At 47.8% G+C, this 23,767-nt stretch carries 25 protein-coding genes; 23 read left to right on the plus strand and 2 right to left on the minus strand.

All coding sequences use genetic code 11. The features are described from left to right. Nucleotides 1-155: 155 nt before the first annotated feature. The 13 genes from paaF (at nucleotide 156) to JHD45_RS11995 (ending at nucleotide 12,942) form a co-directional block, all read left to right on the plus strand. On the plus strand, nucleotides 156-941 hold the full coding sequence (paaF, locus tag JHD45_RS11935; protein ID WP_233407788.1) for a 2,3-dehydroadipyl-CoA hydratase PaaF: 786 nt from the start codon (nucleotides 156-158) through the stop codon (nucleotides 939-941). Between the two features lie 68 nt (nucleotides 942-1,009). Next, nucleotides 1,010-1,801, plus strand: a complete 792-nt coding sequence (gene paaG, locus JHD45_RS11940; RefSeq protein ID WP_199476749.1) for a 2-(1,2-epoxy-1,2-dihydrophenyl)acetyl-CoA isomerase PaaG — start codon at nucleotides 1,010-1,012, stop codon at nucleotides 1,799-1,801. Further along, nucleotides 1,801-3,336 carry a 3-hydroxyacyl-CoA dehydrogenase PaaH gene (paaH, locus tag JHD45_RS11945; protein ID WP_325097291.1) on the plus strand — a complete coding sequence of 512 codons (1,536 nt, stop codon included), beginning with the start codon at nucleotides 1,801-1,803 and terminating at the stop codon, nucleotides 3,334-3,336. Before paaG ends, paaH begins: the two co-directional genes overlap by 1 nt. Next, nucleotides 3,323-3,787 carry a hydroxyphenylacetyl-CoA thioesterase PaaI gene (gene paaI, locus JHD45_RS11950; protein ID WP_199476750.1) on the plus strand — a complete coding sequence of 155 codons (465 nt, stop codon included), beginning with the start codon at nucleotides 3,323-3,325 and terminating at the stop codon, nucleotides 3,785-3,787. Before paaH ends, paaI begins: the two co-directional genes overlap by 14 nt. Next, nucleotides 3,780-4,994 carry a 3-oxoadipyl-CoA thiolase gene (gene pcaF / locus JHD45_RS11955; protein WP_199476751.1) on the plus strand — a complete coding sequence of 405 codons (1,215 nt, stop codon included), beginning with the start codon at nucleotides 3,780-3,782 and terminating at the stop codon, nucleotides 4,992-4,994. Before paaI ends, pcaF begins: the two co-directional genes overlap by 8 nt. Before the next feature lie 152 nt (nucleotides 4,995-5,146). Further along, entirely contained in the window at nucleotides 5,147-6,466 is a 1,320-nt protein-coding gene (gene paaK / locus JHD45_RS11960) for a phenylacetate--CoA ligase PaaK (RefSeq protein WP_199476752.1), read from the plus strand. A 170-nt stretch (nucleotides 6,467-6,636) separates the two neighbouring features. Continuing rightward, complete coding sequence (paaA, locus tag JHD45_RS11965) at nucleotides 6,637-7,629, plus strand: 1,2-phenylacetyl-CoA epoxidase subunit PaaA (protein ID WP_067017220.1); 993 nt, start codon at nucleotides 6,637-6,639, stop codon at nucleotides 7,627-7,629. A 19-nt stretch (nucleotides 7,630-7,648) separates the two neighbouring features. Continuing rightward, complete coding sequence (paaB, locus tag JHD45_RS11970) at nucleotides 7,649-7,930, plus strand: 1,2-phenylacetyl-CoA epoxidase subunit PaaB (RefSeq protein WP_199476753.1); 282 nt, start codon at nucleotides 7,649-7,651, stop codon at nucleotides 7,928-7,930. Between the two features lie 7 nt (nucleotides 7,931-7,937). Next, a complete protein-coding gene (paaC, locus tag JHD45_RS11975) occupies nucleotides 7,938-8,699 on the plus strand; it encodes a 1,2-phenylacetyl-CoA epoxidase subunit PaaC (protein ID WP_199476754.1) in 762 nt (253 codons plus the stop codon). Continuing rightward, nucleotides 8,686-9,219: a 1,2-phenylacetyl-CoA epoxidase subunit PaaD gene (gene paaD, locus JHD45_RS11980; protein ID WP_067017224.1), complete on the plus strand. Its 534-nt coding sequence runs from the start codon at nucleotides 8,686-8,688 to the stop codon at nucleotides 9,217-9,219. Before paaC ends, paaD begins: the two co-directional genes overlap by 14 nt. A 36-nt stretch (nucleotides 9,220-9,255) precedes the next feature. Beyond that, nucleotides 9,256-10,329, plus strand: a complete 1,074-nt coding sequence (gene paaE / locus JHD45_RS11985) for a 1,2-phenylacetyl-CoA epoxidase subunit PaaE (RefSeq protein WP_067017226.1) — start codon at nucleotides 9,256-9,258, stop codon at nucleotides 10,327-10,329. A gap of 126 nt (nucleotides 10,330-10,455) precedes the next feature. Beyond that, entirely contained in the window at nucleotides 10,456-12,507 is a 2,052-nt protein-coding gene (paaZ, locus tag JHD45_RS11990) for a phenylacetic acid degradation bifunctional protein PaaZ (RefSeq protein WP_199476755.1), read from the plus strand. 150 nt (nucleotides 12,508-12,657) lie between these two features. Then, nucleotides 12,658-12,942: a hypothetical protein gene (locus JHD45_RS11995; RefSeq protein WP_199476756.1), complete on the plus strand. Its 285-nt coding sequence runs from the start codon at nucleotides 12,658-12,660 to the stop codon at nucleotides 12,940-12,942. Nucleotides 12,943-13,008: 66 nt separating this feature from the next. On the opposite strand, the gene JHD45_RS12000 is transcribed toward JHD45_RS11995, so the two are convergent. Next, complete coding sequence (locus tag JHD45_RS12000; protein WP_199476757.1) at nucleotides 13,009-13,869, minus strand: NAD(P)-dependent oxidoreductase; 861 nt, start codon at nucleotides 13,867-13,869, stop codon at nucleotides 13,009-13,011. A gap of 219 nt (nucleotides 13,870-14,088) precedes the next feature. After that, complete coding sequence (locus tag JHD45_RS12005; protein WP_199476758.1) at nucleotides 14,089-15,003, minus strand: LysR family transcriptional regulator; 915 nt, start codon at nucleotides 15,001-15,003, stop codon at nucleotides 14,089-14,091. A gap of 160 nt (nucleotides 15,004-15,163) precedes the next feature. On the opposite strand from JHD45_RS12005, the gene mdcA reads away from it, so the two are divergent. The 10 genes from mdcA to xylF all read left to right on the plus strand — a co-directional run bounded on the left by mdcA (nucleotide 15,164) and on the right by xylF (nucleotide 23,756). After that, nucleotides 15,164-16,825, plus strand: a complete 1,662-nt coding sequence (gene mdcA / locus JHD45_RS12010; RefSeq protein ID WP_233407789.1) for a malonate decarboxylase subunit alpha — start codon at nucleotides 15,164-15,166, stop codon at nucleotides 16,823-16,825. Beyond that, a complete protein-coding gene (locus tag JHD45_RS12015; RefSeq protein WP_199476759.1) occupies nucleotides 16,825-17,727 on the plus strand; it encodes a triphosphoribosyl-dephospho-CoA synthase in 903 nt (300 codons plus the stop codon). The genes mdcA and JHD45_RS12015 overlap by 1 nt, the downstream gene beginning before the upstream one ends. Before the next feature lie 8 nt (nucleotides 17,728-17,735). Beyond that, nucleotides 17,736-18,050, plus strand: coding sequence for a malonate decarboxylase acyl carrier protein (mdcC, locus tag JHD45_RS12020; RefSeq protein WP_199476760.1), 315 nt, complete (start codon nucleotides 17,736-17,738; stop codon nucleotides 18,048-18,050). Then, complete coding sequence (locus JHD45_RS12025; RefSeq protein ID WP_199476761.1) at nucleotides 18,043-18,897, plus strand: biotin-independent malonate decarboxylase subunit beta; 855 nt, start codon at nucleotides 18,043-18,045, stop codon at nucleotides 18,895-18,897. Before mdcC ends, JHD45_RS12025 begins: the two co-directional genes overlap by 8 nt. Next, nucleotides 18,894-19,721 carry a biotin-independent malonate decarboxylase subunit gamma gene (mdcE, locus tag JHD45_RS12030; protein ID WP_199476762.1) on the plus strand — a complete coding sequence of 276 codons (828 nt, stop codon included), beginning with the start codon at nucleotides 18,894-18,896 and terminating at the stop codon, nucleotides 19,719-19,721. The genes JHD45_RS12025 and mdcE overlap by 4 nt, the downstream gene beginning before the upstream one ends. Continuing rightward, nucleotides 19,718-20,356, plus strand: a complete 639-nt coding sequence (locus JHD45_RS12035; protein ID WP_199476763.1) for a malonate decarboxylase holo-ACP synthase — start codon at nucleotides 19,718-19,720, stop codon at nucleotides 20,354-20,356. Before mdcE ends, JHD45_RS12035 begins: the two co-directional genes overlap by 4 nt. Then, nucleotides 20,353-21,270 (plus strand): malonate decarboxylase subunit epsilon, encoded by a 918-nt coding sequence (gene mdcH / locus JHD45_RS12040; RefSeq protein WP_199476764.1) that lies wholly within the window; start codon nucleotides 20,353-20,355, stop codon nucleotides 21,268-21,270. The genes JHD45_RS12035 and mdcH overlap by 4 nt, the downstream gene beginning before the upstream one ends. Before the next feature lie 105 nt (nucleotides 21,271-21,375). Then, nucleotides 21,376-21,780, plus strand: a complete 405-nt coding sequence (gene madL / locus JHD45_RS12045; RefSeq protein WP_199476765.1) for a malonate transporter subunit MadL — start codon at nucleotides 21,376-21,378, stop codon at nucleotides 21,778-21,780. 9 nt (nucleotides 21,781-21,789) lie between these two features. Next, nucleotides 21,790-22,557 (plus strand): malonate transporter subunit MadM, encoded by a 768-nt coding sequence (gene madM, locus JHD45_RS12050; RefSeq protein ID WP_067343026.1) that lies wholly within the window; start codon nucleotides 21,790-21,792, stop codon nucleotides 22,555-22,557. A 200-nt stretch (nucleotides 22,558-22,757) separates the two neighbouring features. Beyond that, the gene (xylF, locus tag JHD45_RS12055; protein ID WP_199476766.1) at nucleotides 22,758-23,756 is read left to right on the plus strand and encodes a D-xylose ABC transporter substrate-binding protein; all 999 of its coding nucleotides are present in this window, start codon (nucleotides 22,758-22,760) and stop codon (nucleotides 23,754-23,756) included. Nucleotides 23,757-23,767 lie beyond the last annotated feature (11 nt).

The following is a 23,767-nucleotide window of genomic DNA, read 5'->3' on the forward strand; positions in this document are numbered from 1 at the left end:
AAGTGATACAAAAAAAATTAAAAAAAACATTGAACTGTGTCTCTTTTTGGTTCATCTTATAATGGCTGATCATGACTTAGATCAATGTATCGCGTCTTTAAGGCTGACAAATAAAAAAATAAACCGTGCGTTAAACAAATAGTGAGTTAGGTCAAATGTCCAATAGTCTATATAGCATGCTAGATGTTCATTCACCGGCCAATGGTGTACAGCAAATTCAGTTACATCGTCCTGAAGCGCTAAATGCATTGACAACCGCCATGCTGGGTGAGTTGGCGCTGGCATTAGATGAAGCTGAAGCGAATGAGTCAGTGAAAGTTGTCGTACTAACTGGTTCTGCCCGTGTGTTTGCGGCAGGGGCAGATGTAAAAGAAATGGCCGAGCGAGATATGGTGGGGATTCTAAAGGACCCTCGTCAACAAAGCTGGCAAAGTATCAGTCGTTTTCCTAAGCCCCTTATTGCAGCCATTAATGGTTACTGTTTAGGGGGTGGCTGCGAACTCGCAATGCACGCCGATATTCTTATCGCCGGAACCGATGCCAAATTTGGTCAGCCAGAGATTAATCTAGGCATCATGCCCGGAGCTGGTGGTACCCAACGCCTTGTACGCGCCGTCGGTAAATCCCTTGCCATGCAAATGGTACTGACAGGCCAGCCGATTAACGCGCTTCAAGCAAAAGAGGCGGGTCTTATTAGTGAAATTACCCAACCAGAATTAACCCTTACCCGAGCGATGGAAGTCGCCTCCCAGATTGCTAAGAAAAGTCCATTGGCATTACGTCTTGCGAAAGAGTCCATACTAAAAGGCATGGAGACAGACCTCAGTACGGGTCTACGTTTCGAAAGGCATGCTTTTACGGTATTGGCTGGCACCAAAGACCGTGAAGAGGGCATTGCTGCTTTCTTAGAAAAACGTCCTGCCAAATTTACGGGTCAATAATTTAGAAGAGGCCTTTGCACTACGCCGTGTTCAAAGTGTCCAACTATAATAATAGGAGCGTTATCTTAATGAGCTTCCAACATATCTTATATTCAGTGGACTCGGGTGTGGCATTGCTTAGCCTGAATCGTCCTAAATCACTTAATAGTTTTAATGAGGCCATGCACTTAGAGGTGCGTGAGGCGTTTAAACAAATTAAAAGTGATAAACAAGTGCGTGCCTTGGTTTTGACTGGGGAAGGTCGAGGATTTTGTGCCGGACAGGATTTGTCTGATCGCAATGTGGATCCCACTGCTGATGCACCCGACCTAGGTCTCTCAATCGAGAAATTTTACAACCCTCTGATTAAAGCCATTCAAGCCTTGCCTATGCCTGTTATCTGTGCGGTGAACGGTGTCGCAGCGGGGGCCGGTGCTAACCTTCCTCTAGCCTGTGATCTGATTATTGCGGCGCGTTCAGCCAAGTTTATCCAAGCGTTTTGTAAAATTGGGCTGATTCCAGACTCGGGTGGTACTTGGTTTTTGCCGCGCTTAGTAGGGATGGCAAAGGCAAAAGAAATGGCGTTATTGGGTGAACCAGTCAGTGCCGACGCCGCGTTGGAAATGGGATTAGTCAACCGCGTTGTGGATGATGAATTACTTCGACAAGAAGCCTTAACCCTGGCTCAGCATTTGGCGACGCAACCTACAAAAGGGTTGGCTTATATTAAGCGGGCGTTAAATCAGACATTTGATCATGGCTTTGAAGAGCAATTGCTTTTAGAGCGTGATTTGCAGCGCTTAGCGGGACAAACCCAAGATTATCGTGAAGGGGTGGCTGCTTTTATGGCGAAACGTACTCCTGAGTTTAAAGGAGAATAATGATGGCTGCTTTAGACAAATCAATGATGATTGGTGTGATTGGGGCTGGTGCCATGGGCGCTGGCATTGCCCAAGTAGCGGCTCAATCAGGTCATATTGTGAAGCTTTATGATAATCGTGCTGATGCTGCAAAAGAAGCCATCGCTTCCATTGAAAAGCAACTGAAGCGCTTAGTCGAACGTAAAAAATTCACCCTAGAGCAAGTTCAGCAAACAGTCGCCAACCTACAAGTAGCAAATGAATTAGCGGATTTTGAACATGCTGGCCTAGTGATTGAGGCGATTGTTGAAAATAGGGACGTGAAGCAAGCGGTCTTTGCGGAACTAGAGTCTATTTGCTCTGCACAATGTATTTTAGCGACAAACACCTCGTCTATTTCCATTACCCGTTTAGCAGCGGGAATGAAACATCCAGAGCGTATGGTGGGAATGCACTTCTTTAACCCCGCCCCGATTATGAAGCTGGTGGAAGTGGTCTCAGGTTTGGTTACCTCGAAAGAGATCGCGACAACGGTATTTGATACAGCAGCCGCTTGGGGGAAAGTCCCTGTGTATGCGGCATCGACACCGGGGTTCATTGTGAATCGAGTGGCACGTCCATTTTATGCAGAAAGTCTGCGACTAAAGCAGGAACAGGTAGCCGATTGTGCGACGTTAGATGCCTTAATGCGCGAGGCGGGAGGCTTTCGAATGGGGGCCTTTGAACTGACTGATTTAATTGGTCAAGATGTTAACTATGCTGTGACCTGTTCGGTTTTTGATGCTTATTATGGTGACTTTCGTTTTCAACCTTCCTTGATTCAAAAAGATTTGGTCGATGCCGGTTACCTTGGTCGTAAAAGTGGCGAAGGCTTTTACTCTTATAAAGAAGGTGCGGTAAAACCTGAGCCGCATTGTGTTCCTCCTTCCCATCATCCTGCGCCTTCATGTGTGGCTATGGGGAACCTTGATGCTCTGTCTGCATTAGTTATGCGTCTCAGTGGTGCGGGCATTACCATCGAGCAAAACCCTTCATCAGCGCTTAATGCTTTAAAAATCGGCGATGCGACAGTGGTATTGACCGATGGACGCATGGCAAGCGAGCGAGCCAATAGCGAGTCGCTAGAGAATTTGGTGCTAGTGGATCTGGCTTTGGATTATCAAAAGACAACACATCTTGCTTTATCACGTGCTCACAATACGCCAGATGATGTTTTTCAACAGGTCGTTGATGCGTTCTTTGCCGCAGGGATTAAGGTTTCCGAGATAACGGATTCTCCTGCTTTGGTGGTGATGCGTACCGTTGCCATGTTGGCGAACGAAGCAGCGGATGCCGTACTAAATGGTGTGTCCAGTGTGGAAGGGGTCGATAACGCGATGCGCTACGGCGTGAATTATCCACTAGGGCTACTGGCATGGGCTGATCGGATTGGTATTGACCGTGTCCAGCAGGTGCTTAATGCCTTGCAATCTTCTTACGGGGAAGATCGTTATCGAACCTCTCTACTGTTGAAGCGATTGTCAGATCAAGGGAAAGGGTTTTATGAAAACAAATAACGATACTCAAACCGATGCACTTGTGCTGGCAAAAGAGTGCGCTCAGGAACTTTATCGCCGTGATGTGGCAACACAACATCTGAACATTGAGTTGCTGGATTCGGCACCTGGCGAGTCTTTGGTCAAAATGACCGTGCAAGACTTTATGCTGCAAGGGCATAAAACCTGTCATGGTGGCTATATGTTTACCTTGGCGGATTCGGCCTTTGCGTTTGCTTGTAATACCTATAACCAACCGACCGTTGCCCTTGGTTGTTCCATTGATTATGTCGCTCCCGCTTTTCAAGGGGATGTACTGACAGCAAGATGCCATGAGAAAAGTCGTGGTGGCCGTACCGGAAATTACGATGTCGAGATTCATAACCAACAAGATCAATTGATCGCTCTATTTCACGGTAAATCTTACCGCCTTAAAGGTGAAATACTTTCACAGGAGAACGTAAATGACTGATGCGCTTATTATTGATGCTATTCGTACGCCAATCGGACGTTACGGTGGTGCGCTTTCTAAAGTCAGGGCAGACGATTTGGGGGCCATTCCTATTAGAACACTCATGGAACGAAACCCGACAGTGGATTGGTCAAAAGTTGATGATGTCTTGTATGGCTGTGCGAACCAAGCTGGTGAAGACAATCGCAATGTGGCGCGCATGTCTTCCTTGTTAGCAGGGCTGCCACATAATGTGCCAGGCTCGACGATAAACCGTTTGTGTGGTTCTGGTATGGATGCGGTTGGCGCGGCGGCCAGAGCCATTCGCGCTGGCGAAGCGGGATTGATGATTGCCGGTGGCGTGGAGTCCATGTCGCGAGCTCCGTTTGTTGTAGGAAAAGCGGATCAAGCTTTTTCTCGTCAAGCAGAAATGTATGACACGACCATTGGCTGGCGCTTTGTGAACAAGCTGATGAAGGAGCAATATGGCGTCCACTCTATGCCTGAAACCGCTGAAAACGTGGCGGAAGATTTTCGCATTTCCCGTGCTGATCAAGATTTATTCGCGGTGCGTAGTCAGCAAAAAACCGCAATTGCTCAAGAGAATGGGCGTTTATCGCAAGAGATTGTGCCCGTTGTTATTCCGCAACGTAAAGGTGACCCAGTCGTAGTGAGTCAGGATGAGCATCCTCGCGCAGACACTAGCTTAGAAGTATTGTCGAAGCTTGGAACGCCTTTTCGAAAAGATGGCAACGGATCCGTTACCGCAGGAAATGCGTCGGGTGTGAATGATGGGGCTTGTGCTTTGTTGTTGGCAAGTGAAGCGGTCGCTAAGGCCTACGGCTTAAAAGCCCGTGGACGAGTATTAGGGATGGCGGCGGCGGGGGTTGAACCGCGCATTATGGGAATCGGTCCCGCTCCGGCGTCTAAAAAGGTGCTCGAACAAGTCGGTCTTACCCTAGCAGATATGGATGTTATTGAATTAAACGAAGCCTTTGCATCGCAAAGCTTGGCGGTATTGCGTGAACTGGGTTTAGCCGATGACGATGCTCGAGTCAATCCAAACGGTGGTGCCATTGCATTAGGTCATCCACTGGGAATGAGCGGTGCGCGACTGATCACAACGGCGTTGAATGAGTTGGAAGTTAAACAGAAGCGTTATGCCTTGTGCACTATGTGTATTGGTGTAGGGCAGGGGATAGCAATGGTGATTGAGCGCTTAAATTAAGGCTCTGTTCGTGACGTCGTGGCGTTGTGGGCCACGCCGTAGTCGTAAAAAATTAATGAATCTAGACGTCAAAATCATGAGGTTGTATTACCAAGAGTGAATGCAACCGTGAAGACTGAATTCTAAAAATAATAAATAGAGAGAGTGTAATAATGGATATTCGTAGCCGGTTTAATCCAGATCAACTTGACCCAATGGAAGTTGCTAGTATTGATGAGTTGCGAGCCCATCAATTAGAGCGTTTGCAGTGGTCGGTGAATCATGCCTATAACAATGTTCCTATGTATAAACAGCGTTTTGATCAGTTGGGGTTGCACCCAGACGATATTAAAACCTTGGACGATCTTGCCAAACTTCCTTTCACTACCAAATCAGATCTACGTGATAACTATCCATTCGGAATGTTTGCCACACCCGTGAATCAACTGGTTCGCCTTCACGCTTCAAGTGGTACAACGGGTAAACCAACGGTCGTTGGATACACCCAAAATGACATCGATAATTGGGCCAATATTGTGGCTCGCTCGATCCGTGCTGCGGGCGGACGCAAAGGGGATATTTTGCACAATGCCTATGGTTACGGTTTGTTTACTGGGGGCCTGGGGGCACATTATGGTGCCGAGCGTCTTGGTTGCACGGTAATCCCTATGTCTGGTGGGCAAACCGAAAAGCAAGTGCGTCTGATTCAAGATTTTCAGCCTGACATTATTATGGTGACGCCATCTTATATGTTGAATTTGCTGGATGAAATGGAAAAACAAGGTATTGATCCCCTCGGCCTTAAGCTACGCCTAGGCATTTTTGGTGCTGAGCCGTGGACGCATGAGTTACGCCGTTCAGTTGAAGAGCGAGCCGGTATCCGTGCCATGGATATTTATGGCTTGTCGGAAATTATGGGACCAGGGGTGGCGATGGAATGCGCAGAAAGTCAGGATGGACCAACGGTATGGGAAGATCATTTCTATCCTGAAATTGTTGATCCAAATACGGGTGAAGTATTGCCAGATGGTGAGATGGGAGAATTGGTGTTTACCAGCCTCAGTAAAGAAGCTCTGCCAATGATTCGTTACCGTACACGGGATTTAACTCGCTTATTACCGGGCACCGCTCGTCGCATGCGCCGCATTGACAAAATTACTGGCAGAAGCGATGACATGATGATTATTCGTGGGGTGAACGTTTTTCCAACGCAAATCGAAGAAGAAGTGATTAAAGTAAATCATTTTTCAGAGAGCTATGAAATACATTTGTATCGCAAAGGGAATATGGATGGTATGGATGTGCATGTTGAACTGCGTCCTGAATGTGCGGATTTTGATGAGCAAAAAATCAACGACGCAATCAATCAGTTGCGCCACCATGTGAAGTCGTCTGTGGGCATTAGTATCAACGTTAAGCTCAGAGAAATAGGCACTATTGCTCGTTCAGAGGGTAAGGCCAAACATGTTTATGATGAGCGAGCGTCCGCTTAACGATCTTTTTCTTGTTTGATAGTAGAGAGTTGCCTCTTTTGAGGAAGAAAGAGGCTTTATTATCGATTATTATGATACATTAATTTAAAAAAATATTGTTTTATTGTGTCGTTAATGTATTCTTATAAGAAAGCAATAGAGTTCATTGCTACGACTTTGCGGAGGTTTGTATGTATGCACAACAAGTTGAAACAGGGGTGAAAGCGGTAAAATCCTTGGCTGAAATGGGGCCAGAAGAAAGGGCCTTTCAGGAAAAAATTGATGCCGAGATTAAAATCGAGGCAAAAAACTGGATGCCAGATAACTATCGTAAGACCTTGATTCGTCAAATTTCGCAACATGCTCACTCAGAAATTGTGGGAATGTTGCCAGAAGGTAACTGGGTCACACGTGCCCCAACCTTGAAACGTAAATTGCAACTGATGGCGAAAATTCAGGATGAAGCCGGGCACGGTTTGTATCTGTATAGCGCAATGGAAACCTTGGGCGCAGATCGTGATGAAGAGATCGAAAAGCTTCATTCCGGTCGTGCTAAATACTCCAGTATTTTTAACTATCCCACCTTAAATTGGGCGGATATGGGAGCCGTGGGTTGGCTAGTCGATGGTGCTGCTATTGTCAATCAGGTGGTGTTGCAGCGTACGTCCTATGGTCCTTATTCACGTGCCATGATTCGTATTTGTAAGGAAGAAAGTTTCCACCAGCGCCAAGGTTACGAAATCCTTTTGCATATGATGCGCCACGGCACGCAAGCGCAAAAAGACATGGTGCAAGACGCAATCAATCGCTTGTGGTGGCCATCGCTAATGATGTTTGGTCCAAGTGATGCGGAGTCGCCAAACTCAGCCCAATCCATGGCATGGAAAATCAAGCGTCACACCAATGATGAACTGCGTCAACGCTTTATCGATCAGACGGTTCCTCAGTTAGAAATATTGGGTTGTACAGCGCCAGATCCAGACTTGAAGTGGAATGAAGAGCGCGGTCATTACGACTTTGGAGAAATCCAATGGGAAGAGTTCTACGAGGTACTGAAAGGTAATGGGCCTTGTAATCGCGAACGCTTGGAAACACGCCGAAATGCCATCCAAGACGGAGCGTGGGTACGTGAAGCGGCGGTCGCTCATGCCAACAAAAAACAAAAACAACAGGCTGCAGCCTAACGAATTTGAGGTATTTACCATGTCTGAATGGACACTTTTTGAAGTCTTTATCCGCAGTAAGCACGGTCTTAATCACAAGCATGTGGGCAGTGTGCATGCAGCCGATGCTGAAATGGCCATTGAAAATGCACGAGATTTGTACACACGCCGCAATGAAGGTGTGAGTATTTGGGTTGTGCCATCCGCCGCCATTACGGCAACGGCGAGTGATGAGAAAGAGCCTTTGTTTGATCCAGCAGAAGACAAAGTCTACCGTCATGCCAGTTTTTATGAATTGCCCGATGAAGTCGGACATATGTGAGGTGGTTATGACACAGTACGATGAATTAACCGAGTTTTTACTGCGCCTCGGCGACAGCGCCTTGATCCAAGCTCAGCGCTTGTGTGAATGGACAGGCCGCGCCCCAGCTATTGAAGAAGAAATGGGGATGATGAACGTTGGGCTTGATTTGGTAGGCCAAGCGCGCAATTGGTATGAATATGCGGCTGAGCGTATTAACGATGGCACCGATGCCGATGTATTAGCGTTTCGTCGTGATGAGCGTGCGTTCCGCAACTTGTTATTAGTTGAACAACCAAATGGTGATTTTGCCGTCACCATGACAAAGCAGTTTTTTTATGACGCTTGGCAATTTCACCTACTGACAATACTTAAAGACGCAAAAGACGAGCGCATTTCAGCGATTGCCACAAAGTCATTAAAAGAAGTGATCTACCATTTGCGTCGTTCTTCTCAATGGGTTGAGCGTTTAGGAGACGGTACTGACGAAAGCCATCAACGCATGGAAAAAGCGATTGATGCGGTTTGGCGCTTTACTGTTGAGTTGGTTGAGAAAAACGCTGCCGAGATGGCTTTAGCTGAGTCGGGTGATATCCCATCCCTTGCCGAGCTGCCTGAGCAATGGTTAGCGACAGTCAATAAGGTCTTCGCTAAAGCGACCTTGACGGTTCCTGATGCACCAAGCACTTTCTATTTGAGTGCGCGAACTGGCATGCATACTGAGTATTTGGGCATCTTATTAGCAGAAATGCAATTCTTACAACGAGCATATCCCGATGCGAGCTGGTGAGTTAATTACCACCGACCAACAGGGTCGTTCTGGAGGCGAGGCCGATATCCAGCAAGCCTACAAGGTGCTGGAAGAGGTAATGGATCCAGAAGTGCCGGTGGTGAGTGTCATGGACCTTGGTATCGTGCGGGACGTCAGTTGGGTTGATGGGCACCTTAAGGTGGTTGTGACACCAACTTATTCAGGCTGTCCCGCGACGGAATATATCGAAACATCGATACGGGATGCGCTGCAAGAAGCGGGTTTTGCTCATCCGAAAGTATCCCAGCGCTTAGACCCTGCTTGGACAACGGATTGGATTAACGAACAAGGTCGAAATCGCCTTAAAGCATACGGCATCGCTCCCCCAGTTGGGAGCTCAAATAAGCGCTCTTTGTTGTCGGGAATAACACAAGTTGAATGCCCACATTGTGGCAGCAAAGACACGGAGCAAATCAGTGAATTCGGCTCGACAGCCTGTAAAGCGTTATATCGCTGTAAGTCCTGTTTAGAACCGTTTGACTATTTTAAATGCATTTGAGCCATAGATAACAATAATTTGGCCGTGGAGACACAGATGAATCAATTTCACCCACTTACTGTTTCAGATTTACGCCGTGAAACGCGGGACTCTATTTCCCTAGCTTTTGACATCCCTGCGGATTTAGCAAAGGCCTATCAATTTAAACAAGGTCAGTATTTAACATTACGCACTCATCTTGATGGTCAAGAAGTGCGCCGTTCTTACTCCATTTGCAGTGGTGTTCACGATAATGAAATGCGGGTGGCCATTAAGCGCGTACCTGATGGACTGTTTTCTACGTTTGCGAATGACTCGATTAAAGTGGGTGATGTTATTGAGGTCATGCCTCCGTTAGGGCATTTTTATTCAGAGCTTGATCCCGCTCGTCATGGTGACTATTTATTGGTTGCCGCAGGCAGCGGTATTACCCCGATCCTGTCCATTGCGAAAACCACCTTGGCCACCGAGCCGCACAGTAAAGTCACCCTGTTATATGGTAACCGCTCCACGTCTTCTACCATGTTCCGAGACCAACTTGCCGATCTCAAAAACGCTTATATGGATCGCTTGAATTTGATCTTTGTATTGAGCCGTGAACAGCAGGATATCGACTTGTATAACGGCCATATTGATGCGGATAAATGTCGTGTTCTATTTGATCGTTGGCTGGATGTGAAAGCGCTAACAGGGGCGTTTATTTGTGGCCCTCAATCCATGACAGAAACCGTTCAGGATGTCTTGAAAACGTTAGGTATGCCAGACGAAAACATTCACTTTGAACTGTTTGCCGCCGCTGGCAATGAGCGCAAACGAGAAAAACGTGCTCAGGCTGCCGCCCATGCAGATATGTCAGAAATCACCGTTATTCGTGATGGTCATGGGATGACTTTTGAGTTGAAACAAAATACCGAGAACTTGCTGAATGCGGGCAACGAACACGGTGCAGACCTACCGTTTTCATGTCGAGCAGGCGTGTGTTCTACCTGTAAATGCAAGGTGGTTGAAGGCGAAGTGGACATGGACATTAGTATTGGTCTTGAAGACTACGAAGTGGAAGCCGGTTACGTGCTTTCTTGTCAGTCTTACCCTGTGTCCAAAAAGGTTGTGTTGGATTTTGACCAAATCTAATTCAGCTTGATCGTTCGTCTTATTGCATAGAAAGCATAAAGACAGTTAACAACCGAACAATACGATCAGTACATCATAATAACAAAGATGACGGTGGTACTAAGCCACCGATGGAGAGAGAACATTATGAGTCAAAGTCCTATCTTACAAAGTTTTATTGCAGGCGAGTGGTTAGGTAACCAAGCTGGACAAGCGTTAGTTAGCCCTGTTAACGGTGAAACGATTTATCATACCCACGCTGAAACCATTGATTTTGGCTGCTCCCTGAAATTTGCTCGTAGCAAAGGTCGCGCTGCTTTGATGGCGATGGACTTTCAGAGTCGGGCGTCTTGTTTACGAGATTTAGGTAAATATTTACTCGAACACAAAGAATCATTGTACGCGATTTCTTTATTAACCGGTGCCACTCGGACTGATAGCTGGGTAGACATTGAAGGCGGTGCGGGGACGTTATTTACCTACGCGAGTTTAGGGCGACGAGAATTGCCATCAGGCAACCTGATTCATGAAGACAATGCCTTTCCGTTAGGCCGAGAAGGACAGTTCTATGGCTCCCATATTTTGGTGCCACGTCACGGTGTGGCCGTACATATTAACGCCTTTAACTTCCCTGTTTGGGGCATGTTAGAAAAGTTTGCTGCCAATTTCCTCGCGGGGATGCCCTGTATTGTTAAGCCTGCTACATCCACTTCCTATTTGACCGAAGCGTGTGTGCGCCTGATGCAAGAGTCTGGTGTATTGCCAGAGGGCAGTCTACAGCTGGTAATAGGTCGTACCGGTGATTTATTGGATCGTTTGGAGGGGCAAGATGTGGTGACCTTCACCGGATCTGCAAGCACTGCCGCCAAGTTGAAAGCCACACCGAACTTAATTAATAACGGCATTCCTTTTAACGCCGAAGCGGATTCACTGAACTGCGCTATCTTAGCGCCGGACGTATCAGTCGACAGTCCTGAGTTTGATCTTTTTGTTAAAGAAGTGGCGCGGGAAATGACCGTGAAAGCGGGGCAAAAATGTACGGCGATTCGTCGTGTCTTGATCCCTGAAAATCAAGTTCAGGCGGTATCTGAACGTCTAACCGCCCGTCTTGCCAAAGTGTCGATTGGTGATCCCCATTTAGACTCGGTACGCATGGGTGCATTGGCGTCTTTTGAGCAAAAAGAGGATGTGTTATCTCAACTCAACCTGTTGTTAGAAAGCAGTCAGGTCGTTTATGGTCATAATGCCTCTTTTGAATGTCTTGGCAACGGCTCTGAAAAGGGGGCGTTTGTACAACCTACCTTGCTACTGAGTAATGACCCAGATGCCGAAGGCGGAGCGCACGACATAGAGGCCTTCGGTCCGATTAGTACGTTAATGCCGTATAAAGATCTTGATCACGCTATTGCGCTTTCTGCGCGCGGTAAAGGCTCTTTGGTCACAACCTTAGTCACACAAGACCCAGATGTTGCCAGAAAAGTGGTGCCTGCTTTGGCTGCGTATCATGGTCGAGTGCATATCTTGAATGAGGCCTCCTCAAAAGAATCCACCGGACACGGTTCGCCATTGCCCATGTTAAAACATGGTGGCCCTGGACGTGCTGGTGGCGGTGAAGAACTGGGGGGAATTCGTGGTGTAAAACATTATATGCAACGTGCTGCTATTCAGGGTTCACCGACCATGCTATCCGCTGTAACGGGAGAGTACGTTCGTGGTGGCGAGACCTATGAGACCGATGTGCATCCTTTCCGTCGTTATTTTGAAGACCTTCGCATTGGCGAGTCTCTACTGACTCATCGACGTACGGTCACGGAAGCCGACATCGTGAACTTCGGCTGCTTGTCTGGCGACCATTTCTATATGCACTTCGACGATATTGCCGCACGAGATTCTCAGTTTGAACAGCGTATTGCTCATGGCTATTTTGTGCTATCCGCTGCCGCGGGTTTATTTGTCTCTCCGGGCGAAGGCCCTGTATTGGCGAATTATGGCTTGGATACGTTGCGCTTTATTACACCTGTTCCAATGGGCGACACCATTCGTGCGCGTTTAACCTGTAAACGCAAAATTGATCAAGGCAAACTAAGTCCTAAAGGTGAGCCACAAGGTGTCGTGGTGTGGGACGTTCAAGTCACCAACCAGCGCGATGAGCTGGTTGCCAGCTATGACATTTTAACCTTGGTTAGAAAAGCGGGCTGATTGGTGGAGAATTTTAGCATCGTTGGCTAGGAAAGGATGATCTCATGTAATCCCGTGTAATTGAGTGATGGTGATGTTTTTTTTATCTTTCCTCTTGGGACAGATAATTGGCTTACGTTTCACTCAAATACACAACAAAGGGAATATCATATGTCATCCTTCCGACAGCTATATGCACGTTTGGCCTTAGATACGAGTACTCAACGCTCACTATTTACCGCATCATTTTTTGATGCTACAACGTTGACATTAACGCTAGATCCTTCAGCAGAAGGGACGGCTAACTTTGCTATTTTTCAAAACAAAAAAGCGGTTGTTGATAAAAGAGTCACCGCAGGGGAGTCCGTTACCTACACGGGTGGGGGGTTAACCTTTTACGTTAATTATTATGATGGGTCGGATTTGCCAAGGGTGAGCGTGACGGCAAATGCCTAGATAAAGGGAGTAAGAGGAGAGCGTTCGAAGCTTTCCTCTTACCTTTAAGTTGTTCTCAAGTCGTGACTATTTTACCACCTTATAAACCGCTGCGATGTCTTCATCTGCAAAACCTGCTTTCATGGCTTGTTTGAAGGCTTCGTTGGCAATAGCGGCCGTTGGCAGAGGCTGATTAAGCTGATCCCCTAACGCAACCGCAAGTCGCATGTCTTTTTGCATGTGTTTAAGAGGAAAGCTGGTCGTGTAATCTTCATTCAACAGCATGGCCCCTTTGCCTTTAAACATGGGGTTCGCCATGGCGCCAGCATCAAGGATGTCTAAAATCTGCTGGCCGTCTAATCCTGCTTTTTGGCCTAAAGACAGACCTTCGCTGAAGATGCTCAACATGCCGCCCATCATCATGTTCACCACAAGTTTCATGTTGGCCCCTTGGCCGACTTCGCCAAGATAGGGGGACATTTTACCCATCACGTCAAAAGCGGATTTGGCATCGTCATACAGGGATTGATCACCCGCCGCTAAGATGATTAACGTACCGTCTTCTGCGGGTTTTTTGGTACCAGACACGGGGGCTTCTAAAAAGCGGCCGCCTGCTTGAGTAATTAAATGCGCGATTGTTTTTGATGTGCCGTCATCTACGGTCGACATATCAACATAGCCACGACCTGAGCCAATGCCAGCAGCAACGCCATCTGGCCCTTGGCAAAGTGCCAAAGCGGCGTCTGGATCTGAGACCATGGCAAAGGTAATGTCACAGTTCGCAGCAACGTCTTTCGGTGAGATACCTTGATGGGCACCCTTAACGACTAATTCAGTACATTTTTCCGGGTTGCGATTCCAAACCGTCACATCAAATCCGGCGTTGAGTAAATTTAACGCCATCGCTTTACCCATAATGCCCAAACCTAAAAATCCAACACTAGCCATAAAACCCTCTTTCTTAGTGATATTTCCACCATTGTAACAAATAGAAAAAGGCAGAGTTTGTAAATAATGTTCTAACTGGAACCTTTGCACGATGTCGCGAGCGACGCTAAGATGCGGCAAAAACAGACGGCTTTATTCAACGCGGTCATTCCCTTTATAAACCGAGTGGAAGTCAGTACGTTGGCGAGGGGCGTTGCTAGCCTCCTGACTTTGTGTGTCTTAACGTTTATGGTTTCTCGCATAATGACGACATTCGACGATGCAATTGAGAATACGCGGGTCTCGTTCTCGACTGGCAAGGCACACCATGACCACGTGTTGCTTCATGTCTGGCATATTTTCTATCGACAAGAGTTTGATTTTATTATCAAAAACATGTTCTACGCGGCGCGGTAAAATGGCGTAACCAACGTTGCCACTGACCATGCTCATTAGCGAGAATATATCGCCTACTTCCATCACGACATTGGGTTGTATACTGGCACGCTGGAACACTTTTTGGGTGTCCTCTGCCGTAGCAAAGCCACTTGAAAGGGTGACAAAATTTTCGTTCTGAAACGTTTCTAACTTGATGCTGCGCTGCTTGGCAAGAGGCGAATCACGACTGACCGCCAGCATCAGCTCATCTTCAAACAAGGGCAGAGAGGTAAATTCGTCATCCTCCAATGTTTTTTCCGACGAAATAATGATGACATCGAGCTCGAAGTTCCTCAGTTTACTTAGCAAAGAGGAATTTGATCCGAGTGACAGTTCTATATTTAAGTCACTTTTGCGTCGTTTTAGCCCTGCAATCAGTTGCGGCAAGGTATTAATGGTCAGCGAGTATAAGGCACCTAACTTAAATTGATTGGAATAGATGCCCGCCACTTCCCGGGTGCTGGTAATGCCATCTTGTAAATCATTGAGCACTTGAGTGACTCGTTCTTCCAGCACTCTAGCGCTGGGCAGCGGCGTGAGCAGGCGTCCTTCTTGGCGAAACAAAGGGCATTTTAAGCCTTCCTCTAAGGAATGAATGGCTCTGTGTACACTGACAGAGCTCAGTTGCAATTGGTTGGCGGCTTCAGACAAGGTGCCTACTTTCATAAAAGTCAGAAAAATTTCCAGCTTTTTCAATGTAATCATTTCATCAAACATAAGGCATCCTAAATCTTGTAAGAGTGTTCTAGAGGAGAGAGTTGACTCTCTGTGGGCTGTTTAAACGATTATTAGCATGAGAGTAATGAAGCTTCAAGCAGCTTGATTGATGGCATCGTGTTTCCTTCATACTGTAAAAGAAAAAACAGGATGAAATGCGATGCAAATGAACACTGATTCTGAACGCAATTGGTTCAGTCGCCGTCAGAACAAAGAAAGTCGTATGTTAGAACTGAGTGATCTAGTCGACGGTTCTATCATTCCTACATCAAACATAGTCGCCGCCATGGAGCGACTAATAAAACCGAGCGATAAGGTGGTGCTTGAGGGGAATAACCAAAAACAGGCCGATTTTCTTTCTCGCTCTTTAGCGAGCGTCTCTCCCGAAAAAATCCATAATCTGCATATGATTATGCCCAGCGTCAGCCGTCCCGAACATTTGGACCTTTTTGAGGCGGGTATCGCGCGTAAATTAGACTTTTCTTTCTCTGGTCCACAAAGCCTACGCATCGGTCAATTGATGGAAGATGACCTTTTAGAGGTGGGGGCAATACATACGTATATTGAGCTGTATGCGCGTTTGTACGTTGATCTGAATCCCAATGTGGCGCTGTTGGCGGGTTTTAAGGCGGACAAACTAGGTAATATCTACACTGGGGCCAGTACAGAAGATACGCCTGCCTTGGTGGAAGCAACGGCCTTTCGTGATGGCATCGTGATTTTTCAAGTCAACGAGATCGTTGACGATGCCTCTGATTTACCCCGAGTGGACATTCCGGCCTCTTGGGTAGACTACATTGTACAGGCCGATCAACCTTTCTTTATCGAGCCTCTTTTTACACGGGATCCACGTTTAATTACGCCATTGCAAGTGTTGATGGGCATGATGGCGATCCGTGGCATTTACGAAAAACATCAAGTGCAGTCCCTTAATCATGGCATTGGTTTTAATACTGCGGCGATTGAATTGTTACTGCCAACCTATGGTGAGTCCTTAGGGCTAAAAGGCAAAATCTGTCGACACTGGACGTTGAACCCTCATCCGACTTTGATACCCGCCATTGAAACTGGCTGGGTCGAGAGTGTGCATTGCTTTGGTACGGAACTGGGCATGGAAGATTACATTGCCCAGCGGCCAGATGTTTTCTTTACCGGAAAAGACGGTTCTATGCGCTCCAACCGCGCTTTTTGTCAGCTAGCAGGGCAGTACGCGGTGGATATGTTTATAGGCTCCACCTTGCAAATCGATGGGGATGGCAATTCGTCTACCGTAACGCGCGGGCGTTTAGCTGGCTTTGGTGGGGCACCGAATATGGGCCACGACCCTGGCGGTCGTCGTCATTCCTCCCCCGCATGGCTGGATATGAAAGCAGACGACTCCTTGCTAACAAAAGGCCGCAAGCTGGTGGTGCAGATGGTGGAAACTTACCAAGACAGTAGTAAATCGACTTTTGTTGAAGAACTGGATGCTTTGGCAATGGCCCGAGATTACCGCATGCCCTTGGCGCCAGTGATGATCTATGCCAGTGATGTGACCCATGTACTGACCGAGGAAGGGATTGCTTATGTATACAAAGCCCAATCCTTGGAACAACGAAGAGCCATGATTGCCGCTGTGGCAGGGGTAACACCACTTGGGCTCAGCCAAGACCCGGAAGTAACCGCGCAATTACGTCGCGATGGTTTGGTTGCTTACCCGCAAGATTTAGGGATCAGGCGCAGTGATGCCAGCCGGGATTTACTGGCAGCTTCCAGTATTGCGGATTTGGAAACTTGGTCAAACGGGCTTTATAAGCCACCTGCAAAATTCCGGAGCTGGTAATGGGAAGCTATTTAAAAAAAGACACACAGCAAGGCATTGGTGGGATCTCGTTAAGGCGTCTTGACGCGGTGGATCTCGCTCACCTTGCTTACAACGCATTAGTGCAAGAAGCCACGCTAACGCCTAAACCTGCGTTGGTGGATCGTCGCGGTTCCGGTGCTCATTTGGATATGGACATGGCCCTGTTATTAATATCGGCCCGTTGTCTTCAACCTTACTTTTGTGAGATGGCGGATAAGGCGCTCGCATACCCCATAGGTCCTGAATTGCGTCGGCATATTGGTGCCATTGGGCGGGATGCTGAAAAGGCCATGTTACAAGAAACAAATGGCGTTAATACCCATAAAGGCGCTATTTGGGCGCTGGGATTATTGGTCTCAGCGGCAACACAAGCCAACACCCTTGATGAGCTGTTTGATCATGCCGCGCACTTAGCGATGCTACCAGACTCAGGCCTTAATACAGTCTATTTAAGTAATGGTTTACAGGTACGTCACCAATATGGTCTATCCGGCGCCAAAGAAGAGGCCCAATTAGGGTTTCCCCATGTGAAAGAACTTGGTTTGCCCATGTTGTTACAGAGTCGAGCCCGAGGCGATAGCGAATCCCATGCACAACTCAATGGGCTATTAGCCATCATGACGAGACTGTCAGACACCTGTGTAGCATCTCGTTCAGGGCTGGAAGGATTAGAGGCGATGCAGCAAGGCGCCAGTGCCGTGCTTAATGCAGGCGGCGTAGGCACCTCGTTGGGTCGTCAGTTACTAAGCGATTTAGAACACACACTCTTGTCATGTAATGCCTCGCCTGGTGGTGCCGCCGATTTACTGGCAGCCACGCTTTTTATCGATGGTCTGTTTGATCGACAGCCTGCTCAAACATCAAGCGAACCGCTAATTTAGGAGCTTCTATGAATACTTTTCATTTTACTCGTCCGGCCCGTAACGTGCCAATTGATCGAGCCCTAGTTGGCTATGTGGGATCAGGAGACCTAGAAGTCATGATCGACAACAGCGATCAGCCCCAAGCGGATATTTATATTCATTCATCCGCTGAGCAGGGAGAGCAACGTTGGTTAAGCATCATTGAGCGTCTTGAAGTGGCACATCCATTACCTGCAATGCGCATGGATATCCATGATTTTTCTGCTACACCGGGGGTGATTCGTTTGCGTTTAGAGCAGGCTTTAGAGCAAGCCTTAGCCAAGGAGTTGTCTTATGAGTAATGGAAATGATCCAAGATTGGCCATCAGTTTTGTTGAGCAAAGTGCGAGAAAACGCGTTGAACACATACTGGATGCGGGTTCCATGAGGGAAATGGTGACGCCGTTCGATCGTGTCACCTCTCATTGGTTAGAAATGCAAGGTATAGTGCCGCAGTTTGATGATGGTGTAGTGACGACTCGCGGTTCGATTGATGGAAAATCGGTGGTGGCCATCGCCGTCGACGGCAGTTTTCAGGGCGGTAGCTTGGGGGAAGTGGCCGGGGCAAAAATAGCTGGCACACTTGAGTTAGCGGTCGAGGCGAATCAAGCAGGGGAATCCATTGCAGCGGTACTGATATTAGAAACCGGTGGCGTGCGGCTTCAAGAGGCCAACTTAGGCTTGGCGGCGATTGCTGAAATTCAATCGGCGATAGTTGCCTTGCGTCAGTTTCAGCCAGTTGTCGCTTTGATTACAGGCCCCGTGGGTTGCTTTGGTGGCATGTCTATTACGGCAGGCTTATGTAGTTATCTATTAATGACCCGCGAAGGTCGCCTTGGTTTGAATGGGCCTCAGGTGATTGAGCAAGAAGCAGGAGTCAGCGAGTACGACTCTCAGGATCGCCCCTTTATTTGGGGATTAACAGGAGGTGAACAACGCGATGCTACGGGCTTGATTGACGATTTTATTGACTCGGATGTCATCAAAGTTCGCCAAAAAGTCCAAGAATATCTGAGTAAAGGTGTGCCGAAGGCATTTCGTAGCGAAGCAATTCAATCCTCTTTAGATCGACTGAAAAAGGTGGACACCCGCTCACAAATAACAGCGGAAATGGCCCGTGCGATCTTGTCTAAGGAGGCGTCCCTATGAATATATTGGCATCCCATCGTGGCCGTATTTGGTTTGATTTGCTCGCAGCACAAATGACCGTCAAAGAAGGTGCGGTGCCTTCTCTTTTGATTGGTGAGGGTGAGCTATCCGGACGAACCTGTTCTCTATTGTTGATTCAGCCCGATGCCCATAATCGCTATCCGCGAGCACGTCATGGGGAAGTGGGGCTGTTAGAAGGCTGGGCTTTAGCAGAGGCAGTTAGCCATATTGTGTCGCAAGAAGCGACGGTTGAGCCAGTACATAAATCGGCCATTATCGCTATCGTTGATGTGCCTAGCCAAGCTTATGGGCGTAGAGAAGAAGCATTGGGCATTCATCAAGCCTTGGCTGGTGCGGTATCCGCTTACGCCCAAGCGAGGCAAGCAGGCCATCCGGTTATTTCTCTATTAGTGGGGAAAGCCATGTCGGGGGCATTTTTAGCACACGGTTATCAGGCCAATAGTATTTTGGCGTTGAATGACTCAGGCGTCATGGTGCATGCCATGGGCAAAGCGGCCGCCGCACGCATCACTATGCGTTCGGAAGACGCGCTGGACGAACTGGCCAAAACCGTACCACCTATGGCTTACGATCTTAAAAGCTTTGCCACCTTGGGGCTTATCGACGACTTTATCGATGTTAGCAGTGCCATTGCTCCCTCACCTGAAGACATTGAGTTAGTACAAAGACAATTGGTTCAAGCGGTGAAAAACCTTGGTGGTGACACCCAAATCACTAAGCGATTGCAAGGGGAAAATCGAGGGGCATCCCGTTTGGTACGTGAACGGCTTCGTGCCCAATGGAAAAGCGCGGCACCAAAATGATGACTTGGCAGGCGCACGATTTACTTTGGCTTGATCGTTCTTCGTTGATTGCCAAAGACGAAACACAAGGCTTGCCTTATTGGGTAACCGAGGGAAATGGCCCTGTTGTCGTGCGCCGCGAAAAAATGGCAACAACCACGTTGATTGCCGTTGGTGTGCGTGGTGCCAATAAACGCCAGCGTTACGCCGCCTATGCGTCTGTGGGTGCTGTGCAATCAAGCATCACACCCTATGACATAGCCAAGGGGCAAGCTTGGATGGAGCATCCGGATCGATTCACCATGCCCGTGTTGCAGGCGTTGGCAAGCGTCGCCCCAGTGCTGGATGGATACGATTTACCATGGGGAATAACGGGCAGCCTTGGCTATGAGCTAGCGACAGGAGAGCAGCAAATACACGCGGACAGTGATCTTGATTTAGTGATCCAATCCCCTGAGCCATTAACCAAATCTTGCGCTCGGGACATATGGCAAAACTTCGGTGAATTACCCTGTCGCTTGGATATTCAAATCGAAACCCCTACGGGGGCCATCGCGTTATTGGAGTGGGCGGGGCAGAGTCAAACAGTGTTGCTGAAATCGGAAACTGGCCCTTTTTTGGTGAGGGATCCTTGGCGAGAAGAGGTGAGCTTATGACCACGGTATTTACTTTTCCCGGACAGGGGGCGCAGCGGCCATTGATGCTGCAACATTTACCCAAGCATTCACAAGTGAGGGAGGTGATTGAGCAAGCAGAAGAGGGGTTAGGTGTTTCGTTAGGCGCTCTAGATTCTGCTGAGGCATTAAAAGACACCGTGAATGTACAGCTGAGTTTGCTTATCTGTGGGGTTGCTTGGGGGCGTTACCTGCAAGCGAATGACATCACCCCCGCCTATGTTTTGGGCTTATCCATTGGTGCCTATCCTGCCGCTGTTGTGGCTGGCTGTTTGCGTTTTGCTGATGCCTTATCTTTGGTGAAAACGCGAGGAGAATTAATGAAAAGCGCTTATCCGTCTGGCTATGGCATGCTCGCCATCACAGGTACGGTGTTTGAACAATTGCAAGCGGTGGTAGAAGTACTCCAAAATCAGGGCAAGCGTATTTATCTAGCGAACTTAAATGCTCCGAAGCAATTTGTGTTAGCAGGCGATCAAGCATCACTCAAACAAGCGGCAGAGAGGGTTCGTAAAAAAGGTTCGGGGACCAGCTCGCTGCTTGATGTGGCCGTCCCGTCTCATTGCCCTTTACTCAGTGAGCCATCTCAGCAGCTGTTGGAAACATTTCAGCACATCGAGCTAAACGAGCCTGTTGTACGTTACGTCAGCGCCGCTAAAGCCAGAGTTATCAAACAAGCGAGCGCCATAAAGGAGGATTTAGCGCTTAATATGGCGCAACAACTGCACTGGCATGATAGCTGCGAAATGCTCGTCGAACGCGGTGTGAGCAAAGCCATTGAAATGCCGCCAGGGAGCACATTAACCAGTTTGTTTCGTAACACGCTTCGTCACGGTGTGTGTTACAGCGTCGAAAATACCAAGTTGAATACTTTATATTTTGGAGGAAGACAGTAAATGGAGGGAGAAAGCAAAGATAAACGGTAATGGACTCAAGATAAGGTAACGAAGAAGAAAACCTTTTTATCCAGTAAAACAAAAATTACAAAATTGGAGAGCAGTATGATTATTTATGGAGTGGCATTATTAGCAATCTGTACGTTAGTCGGTATCAGTATCGGGCAGGTGTTAGGGCACTTATTGGGCCTTCCTGCTAATGTGGGTGGTGTCGGCATCGCGATGATTTTATTGATTCTGTCTGGCAGTTATCTCAATAAAAAAGGGGTGATCGATCCAAAAACGGAACAGGGTGTTGAGTTTTGGAGTGCGGTGTATATTCCTGTCGTGGTGGCGATGGCGGCAAAGCAAAATGTATTTGGAGCCTTTAGTGGCGGTGCCATGGCGATTAGTGCAGGTGTGACCGCAGTTGTTCTTGGTTTTGCCTTGGTGCCAGTGCTCGATCGTATGGGCAAAGAGAAGACGCAAGCGTCAAAGTCCATTTCGTCTCCCTCTACTGACCGCGTCTAAGGTGGCACTATGTTTGAGTCTTTATTGTTAGTGAGCACAAAATACAGCTTAATCGTCGGTTTTGCCGTGATCGGTTTGACCATGTGGTTTTCTTACTGGCTGTCCGCAAAGTTCACCCGTGGACGGGTTCATGGCTCCGCCATCGCGATTCTCTTAGGTTTAACCATGGCGTACTTCAGTGGTGCCTTTACGGGTGGGCACAAAGGGGTGGTGGATGTTCCCCTGTTGTCAGGGATAGGTTTGCTGGGTGGCTCGATGCTGCGTGACTTTGCAATTGTCGCGACCGGTTTTGGCGTCAAAATAGAAGAAATCAAACGCGCAGGGAAAAGTGGCGTATTGGCACTTTTCTTTGGCATCTTTTCTTCTTTTATCGCTGGGGCAGCCATTGCCATGGCGTTTGGTTATACAGATGCCGTTAGCATCACAACCATTGGCGCGGGGGCGATTACTTATATAGTGGGCCCAGTGACAGGGGCGGCTATTGGCGCTAGCTCCGAGGTGATGGCGCTTTCCATTGCCGCTGGTTTGGTTAAATCTATTTTAGTGATGGTGGTGACGCCGTTCGTTGCTCCCCTTATTCAACTTAATAACCCAAGAACGGCGGTGATCTTTGGTGGTCTAATGGGCACGTCGAGCGGTGTGGCAGCCGGATTGGCGGCAACAGATGCGAAACTGGTGCCTTATGGCTGTTTAACGGCGGCTTTCTATACTGCTTTGGGCTGTCTTTTAGGGCCTTCTGTGTTGTTCTTGGCGGTAAGAGCTTTATTGCCAGGTTAGGTCTATCCTCTTTTAATGTCTGTGTTGTTATTGACACACATCATCTTTAAGCCCTTTGAAAATCCTCTCAAAGGGCTTTTTTGCAAAAACGCTAAACCAAAACAAAAAAAGATAATACTTCTCGTGAAAGCATCAATTTACAGTCTGCTTACTCTCTTATGGAGATCCTTCAATGAATAAAAATAAAAGGAATGAAGACGATGAAAAAGATCCTTTCTATGAGTTTGATTGCCAGTTGCCTCGTTGCGTCTGTGCCAGTGATGGCGGCAGGTGAAAAGATCGGTTTGCTGATGTCTGACTTGCGTCTTGAACGTTGGCAAAAAGACCGTGATTTTTTTACCACAGAAGCGGAATCCTTAGGAGCTAAGGTATATACCCAATCTGCCAATGGTGATGCCACTACCCAGATCTCGCAAATCGAAAACATGATATCACGGGGTGTGGATGTCCTAGTGATCGTGCCGCAAAATGGCGAAGTGCTAGGCAGTGTTCTTTCTGAAGCCAAAGCGGCAGGCATCAAAGTACTCGCCTATGACCGACTGATTAAGTTTGCTCACGTTGACCTGTATGTGTCCTTCGATAACGTTCGTGTGGGAGAAATGCAAGCGCAAGCCTTGTTGAATCGTGTCCCTAAAGGTAACTATTTCTTACTGGGCGGCTCCCCAACGGATAATAACGCCAAAATGTTCCGTGAAGGACAAATGAAGGTGCTTCAACCGTCTATCGATGATGGCAATATCAAGATTGTTGGAGATCAATGGGCCACCGGATGGTCGGCGCAAGCGGCAATGAACATCATGGAAAATGCGTTAACCGCTAATAATAACAAGATTGATGCGGTGGTTGCTTCCAATGACTCAACGGCGGGCGGAGCGGTTCAAGCACTTGATGCACAAGGCTTGGCGGGCAAAGTGGCGATTTCCGGTCAAGATGCCGATTTAGCTGCAGTGCGTCGTATTGTTGCTGGTACGCAAACCATGACGGTTTATAAGCCCATTAAAAAAGAAGCGACCATCAGTGCCGAGCTGGCGGTGAAACTGGCAAAAGGTGAAAAAATCAAAACCACTGGTACAGTGAATAACGGCAAAATGAACGTGCCCTCCGTCTTACTCACCCCTATCGCAGTGGATAAGAGCAACATCGACAGTACCGTTATTGCTGACGGTTTCCATTCTCATAAAGACGTTTACAACCCTTAATTTATTGATGA

The sequence above is a fragment of the Marinomonas spartinae genome (genome assembly GCF_016461715.1).
GTDB classification, from domain to species: domain Bacteria; phylum Pseudomonadota; class Gammaproteobacteria; order Pseudomonadales; family Marinomonadaceae; genus Marinomonas; species Marinomonas spartinae_A.